Genomic DNA, 6,347 nt, shown 5'->3' with positions numbered 1-6,347 from the left:
CAGAATTAGGTCGCCCTCATACCCAAGTTGTCTCTTAAATTTGAGTAGCTTAAGGGAACTCAGCCTTTCAAACCTTTATGCAACAAAGCCGTTCAGCATTGCTGAATAAAGTTACTACAGAGTTAAATCAAGATAAAATCGATTTAAATAATAGGGTAAATATAACACTCAATAAAAAAACCGAGCAAAAAAGCTCGGTTTTTTTATTGTACGTAATTTTATTTTTCAACAAAAGCACGTTCAATCACATAATCACCAAGAACACCCATACGTGGAGATTCTTTTAGGCCATGTTGGTCAAGAAGTGCAGCTACATCATCAAGGAATGCAGGAGAACCACATAACATTGCACGGTCAGTTTCAGGATTAAAACGAGGTAAGCCGATTTTCTCGAAAAGAGCACCAGTTTCAATCGCAGTTGTAACACGACCTTGAGTATGGAAGTCTTCACGTGTAACTGTTGGGTAATAAATTAACTTTTCTTTCGCACCAAGTTCCCCAAAGAACTCATGGTTTGGAATTTCATTTTGAATAAGGTCTTGATAAGCCAATTCTGAGATATAACGTGTACCATGTACAACGATGATTTTCTCGAAACGCTCATAAGTTTCTGGATCACGGATAGTCGAAAGGAAAGGAGCTAAACCAGTACCTGATGATAAAAGATACAAGTTTTTACCAGGATTTAAATCATCAAGAACAAGTGTACCAGTCGGTTTTTTAGAAACTAAAATTTCATCACCAACTTTTACTTTTTGTAGGATTGATGTCAAAGGACCATCTGGAACTTTAATAGAGAAAAACTCAAGTTCTTCTTCATAGTTCGCGCTAGCAATCGAATATGCACGCATTAAAGGCTTGCCATTGACTTCTAAACCAATCATCACAAATTGACCATTTTTAAAACGCAATGCTGTATCGCGAGTCGTTTTAAAACTGAATAATGTGTCATTCCAGTGGTGTACGTGAGTAATCTTTTCGACGTTAAAAGCAGCCATTAAAGGTCTCAATAAATTATCAAATTAGAACAGCTTGCTATTCTAAACTAAAACCATTCTCGATAAACTGAATATATTTAATTGAGCTTATCAAAAAAAGTGATTATGAATGAGCTGACTTTACCTGTGATTGGTATAATGAGATCTCCCTACAAAGAAAAGTTTGGTATTCCACGTCAGCCAAATTTAGTAAATGTTGAAAGTTATATTGAACTATTGGCGCCATATAATGATGAATTGGCTTTTGAAGGTATACATGATTTCAGTCACTTATGGCTGATTTGGCAGTTTCACGATAATAAAAATCAGGATAATCAAAAATTTAAGCCTCAAGTTAGACCACCACGTTTAGGTGGAAATAAAAAAGTGGGAGTCTTTGCGACAAGAAGCATGTACCGTCCAGCACCTATCGGCATGTCAGTCGTTCAATTCAAAAAACTTTTTAAAGAAGGTGATTCTTTGAGGTTGTATGTGTCTGGCAGTGATTTACTAGATGGAACACCAGTTATCGATATCAAACCATATATTCAATATTCTGATACCGTGGTTGAGGCGACGAGCGGTTATGCACAGGATAAGCCAATTCAAAAAAATGTTGTTTGGTCAAAAACTGCTGAAATTCAACGAAATGAACTGTTGGTTCAACAACGTGTCGCTGAAAGTTTAATCAAGGAATTGGAACAAGTTTTGTCATTTGATCCAAGACCATCTTATCAAAATGATCCTGAGCGAATTTATGGGCTAAGTTTCGGCCTCTTAAATGTCAAATTTAAAGTGGATACTGAGGTTGAGATCGTTGCACTTGAACTTTGTGCAAACGAATAAATTGTTGGACTGATGTATTTAAAGCTGAATTTAATGAAGTGAATTTAATTTGAAATTCTGAATATGCTAAAGGCTTATGTTGAATAAAGAATTTGTTATAGTTGGGCTCAAGGAATGGGGCAATTTGAATGAATTTTAATTTTGAAATTGATACAACATGGTGTTTAGAACAACTACTAAAAGATGGTCGTATTTTAGAGCGAGATAAGTTGCTCATACAAACCCGACACCGTCAAAAAAATCAATTTAAATGGCATCCATTGCAGTGGATTGCACATTTTGAATTGGTAGATCAAGTTCAACCTCAACATAAGTTAACATTGCAACGCTTATGTGAGTGGTTAGCATTAAAAACACAACTCCAATATTATGTGATCGACCCGCTTAAAGCAGATGTTGCAGCACTGACTCAGGTCATGTCACAAGAATATGCATTCAAAAATAAAATTCTTGCTGTGGAAGTGCATCCTGATCAGATCTTAATTGGTACAGATCAACCATTCTTGGATGATTGGGTCAAGAATTTAGAAAAGAGCTTAAGTCCTAAAAAAATTGTTAAGGTTCTACTGAATCCAGAGCAGTTACAACGTTACTTGATTGAATATTATCAAGTGAGCCGAGCAGTAAACTCTTCTCAATATTCAGGAGCTTACGACCGACAGAGCCGAGGTGTTGAATCCCTTTTACAATTGGGTGATAGTCAAAATCCTGATGCCAACGATCAGCACATCGTAAAATTAGTCGACTGGTTGCTTCAATTTGCCTTTGAACAGGGTGCGAGTGATATTCATCTTGAGCCTCGTGCGGAGAAAGGACGTGTTAGATTCCGTATCGATGGTGTGCTGCATACGATTTATAACATGCCTAGCAATACACTCACGGCAGTAATTTCTCGTATTAAAATTCTGGGTCGTATGAACGTTGCAGAAAAACGACGTCCTCAGGATGGGCGATTAAAAACACGTACACCTAAGGGTCAAGAAACTGAACTGCGTTTATCAACTCTGCCTACTGCAGCAGGCGAAAAAATGGTAATGCGAATTTTTGATCCTGAAGTATTAGTGAGGAGTTTCCAACAACTGGGTTTTGAAGGAAAACTGCTAGAACAATGGAATGCCATTACCCAAAATAGTCACGGTATCATTTTAGTGACAGGTCCAACTGGTTCAGGTAAAACCACAACCCTTTATTCATCAATGAAACAACTTGCGACTGAGCAATTAAATGTTTGTACGATTGAAGATCCTATCGAGATGATAGAGCCGAGCTTCAATCAGATGCAGGTAAACCCTGCAATTGATCTTCATTTCGCCGATGGTGTACGTGCCCTCATGCGCCAAGATCCAGACATTATTATGGTAGGGGAAATCCGAGACCAAGATACAGCGAATATGGCGATTCAAGCTGCATTAACAGGTCATCTCGTACTTTCAACACTTCATACAAACGATGCACCTTCAAGCTTGACTCGTTTACATGATCTAGGGGTGCAGCCATTTTTAACAGCGGCAACAATCTTAGGTGTATTGGCGCAAAGGCTAGTCAGAAAATTATGTTCTCATTGTAAAGAAAAACAGGAAATTAATGCTCAAGAATGGGAGCATCTGACCTATGGTTATTTAGTGAAGATGCCTGCTCAAGTGTATCATGCCAAAGGCTGTGAACATTGTCGTCACACAGGTTATAAGGGTCGGGTGGGTATATATGAGTTTATGCCTGTGTCTCTAGAAACAAAACAAAAAATCAGTGCTAATCTTAATTTAGATGAATTACGTGCTCACGCAAAAAAAGAAGGTGTAGAGCCGTTGCGTATTGCGGGTGCTCGAAAAGTCCTTGAAGGGGTAACGACATTAGAAGAGGTACTAAGAGTCGTACCACTAAGTTAATTGTCAAAGATTAATAAATATTCATATTTCTTAAGATTCGCTTCAGCTTTGTTTGTTTTAATAGCTTCATCGAAACAAACATCACATGAAAAGGTATAGAAAATGAAAATGTTAAATCAAGCTTTAATCGCGACAGCTTTAGTCGGTGCAACTACATTTGCAATGGCTAATACGGCAGTGAACCAAAGTGCTGTTAATCATGCAGCCATTGCACCACAAGCAATTACGACTGTTAAAAGTGCTTTAACTGCCAAAGATGATACCCCAGTGAAATTAAAAGGCTATATTGTTAAGGCAACTGGTGATGAAAAATATCAATTCCGCGATAGCACGGGTGTAATCACTGTGGATATTGATGATGAACTTTGGCAAGGTAAACCAATCTCTGCAAAAACACCTGTTGTATTAATTGGTGAAGTGGATATTGATTATAAGCCTGCTAAGCGTGTAGAAATTGATGTAGATCAAGTTCAATTTTAATGAGCTAACTACTGAATTGAGTATTTGATTTATGGCTTTTAAGTACTCAAACCAAAAAAACCACATTCTCCAGAAATGTGGTTTTTTTATGCATCTTTTTTTGAAAAACTTTATAGTGAATGAATTGTGGCTTAGTGAAGAGAGACATGCGTATATTATTAGCAGAAGATGATGTGTCACAAGCTGAAAGTATCAAAGCTTGGTTAGAAATGGATGGGTATAGTGTTGATTGGGTCGAGCGTGGAGATCATGCGATATTAGCAATTGAGCAGCATCAATATGATTGTTTATTACTCGATCGTGGATTACCGAAAGCAACTGGTGATGACATTCTGACTCATTTAAGAAAACATCAACACAATACACCAGTAATTTTTATTACAGCTCAAGACAGTATCCAAGATCGTGTCGGAGGACTTGATTTGGGGGCTAATGATTATCTAGTTAAACCATTCAGTTTAGATGAGCTCTCGGCGAGAGTGAGAGCACAATTACGTACTCAGAACAAAGGCACGTCTCAAATCCTAATGTTTGGATCCGTGAGTTTGGACCCCCAAGCCAAAGTTGTTAAATTAAATTCAGAAATTATCAATCTCACAGCGAAAGAGTACCAAATTTTATATAAGTTAATGCAACATCCTGAACGTGTTGTGACACGTGAGCAACTAGAAGAGTCCTTATATGCTTGGGGTGATGAAATCGAAAGTAATGCAGTTGAAGTTTTTATTTATCAAATTCGGAAAAAAATAGGCTCAACCATAATTAAAACGATTCGTGGATTAGGTTATCGAATGAATCTGGATCAGGCTTAAGGTAGAACAGCGTTGGATCAGCAACCTATTTCTTTACAAAATCGTCTTGTTAAGTCTTCAATGCTTAGTTCGATGTTGGCGGGCGTTATCGCATTAATTCTTTTATTGGTGATCTCGCTTTACCAAAACATGCAGACCCATGACAATATGATGGATGAAATCGCCGATTTAATTCTGGTCAGTGATATTTCAAGTCATGTAGGAAATGAGTTAGATGATTTAAGTGAACAATTTGATATCAAATATGAATTAAAGCTCGATGAACTTATTTTGATTGAATCCCAAGACCTTGCTTTCAATCAAATTGGTTCCAAGGTGTTTTTTCAGAATGATAACTTTGGCTTTGTTTGGCTAGAAGGGCGATTATATCGTTATTACAGTGAGCAAAGTGATCAGCAAATTCTAACTATGCTTCAACCCATGTCTGCACGTGTCGATCAGTTATTCAAAAGTTTGCTGGGCTATGGTGGTGTTCTCATTATCTTATGGGGCATTCAATGGTTTATTCTACATTTTATTATACGACGTCAGTTTCGATCTATTCACCTACTTTCAAAATTAATATCGCAAAAGACCGTTAAGGATTTATCACCGATTACACCCTCAAAACCAGAACTAAAAGAACTGCAACCTATTGTGAATCAAATAAACCAAATGATGGAGCGTTTAGATCGTGCAATTACTGCGGAACAACGCTTTACAGCAGATGCATCCCATGAATTAAGGTCGCCACTTTCAGCGATTCAAATGCGGTTACAACTTTTAAAACGAAAATACCAGTCTGATCATGAGGATTTGTCACAAGACTTAGAGCAGATTCTAAAAGATGTGAGTAGGGGCTCAAATATTTTAGAAAATTTACTCTTGTTGGCCAGACTTGATCCGTCTTCAACGCAGGATGTACCGATGCAGTCCATAAATTTAAACCTTTTGACGCGAGAGGTTTTACATTCAGTACAACCTTTAAGCCAAGAAAAAAATATTAAGTTTGAAACTGAGTTAGGAAACTATGCGATTAGGGCAAATCCTGAGTTAATGTTTAGCTGTATTCGAAATTTAGTCGATAATGCAATCCGCTATACGCCACCGAATGGAATCGTTGATATTTCAATCAAACAAAATAATAATGAAATTCTATTTGTGATTGAAAATGAAGGTCACGGCATTGAGCAAACAGTGATTGATCGGCTGGGAGAAAGATTTTATCGTCAATTAGGCACACGTACATCGGGCTCAGGATTAGGATTATCAATTTGCCGTAAAATTGTCGAACTACATCAAGCCGAGATTGTATTTAAGAAATCGGAGTTAGGTGGGTTAAAAGTTGAAATTAAATTTCATTAAAA

General features: G+C 37.3%; 6 protein-coding genes. 5 read left to right on the top strand and 1 reads right to left on the bottom strand.

Annotated elements, in window-relative coordinates:
• Nucleotides 1–218 precede the first annotated feature (218 nt).
• Nucleotides 219–998, bottom strand: coding sequence for a ferredoxin--NADP reductase (locus tag AC1M9D_RS11855; protein ID WP_035267346.1), 780 nt, complete (start codon nt 996–998; stop codon nt 219–221).
• Between the two features lie 105 nt (nt 999–1,103).
• Between AC1M9D_RS11855 and tsaA the strand changes: the two genes are divergently transcribed.
• The 5 genes from tsaA to AC1M9D_RS11830 all read left to right on the top strand — a co-directional run bounded on the left by tsaA (nt 1,104) and on the right by AC1M9D_RS11830 (nt 6,345).
• A complete protein-coding gene (tsaA, locus tag AC1M9D_RS11850; protein ID WP_481612255.1) occupies nt 1,104–1,823 on the top strand; it encodes a tRNA (N6-threonylcarbamoyladenosine(37)-N6)-methyltransferase TrmO in 720 nt (239 codons plus the stop codon).
• Nucleotides 1,824–1,951: 128 nt separating this feature from the next.
• Nucleotides 1,952–3,709: a type IV pilus assembly ATPase TfpB gene (gene tfpB, locus AC1M9D_RS11845; protein WP_481612254.1), complete on the top strand. Its 1,758-nt coding sequence runs from the start codon at nt 1,952–1,954 to the stop codon at nt 3,707–3,709.
• A gap of 108 nt (nt 3,710–3,817) precedes the next feature.
• Complete coding sequence (locus AC1M9D_RS11840) at nt 3,818–4,189, top strand: NirD/YgiW/YdeI family stress tolerance protein (protein ID WP_373687176.1); 372 nt, start codon at nt 3,818–3,820, stop codon at nt 4,187–4,189.
• A 146-nt stretch (nt 4,190–4,335) separates the two neighbouring features.
• The gene (locus AC1M9D_RS11835; protein ID WP_481612253.1) at nt 4,336–5,001 is read left to right on the top strand and encodes a response regulator transcription factor; all 666 of its coding nucleotides are present in this window, start codon (nt 4,336–4,338) and stop codon (nt 4,999–5,001) included.
• A 60-nt stretch (nt 5,002–5,061) separates the two neighbouring features.
• A complete protein-coding gene (locus AC1M9D_RS11830) occupies nt 5,062–6,345 on the top strand; it encodes a sensor histidine kinase (protein WP_481612256.1) in 1,284 nt (427 codons plus the stop codon).
• Nucleotides 6,346–6,347: the final 2 nt, after the last annotated feature.

Source organism: Acinetobacter sp. ANC_7682 (genome assembly GCF_056779795.1).
The sequence above is the reverse complement of the archived record's forward strand: the minus strand, read 5'-3'. Positions and strand labels throughout refer to the sequence as shown.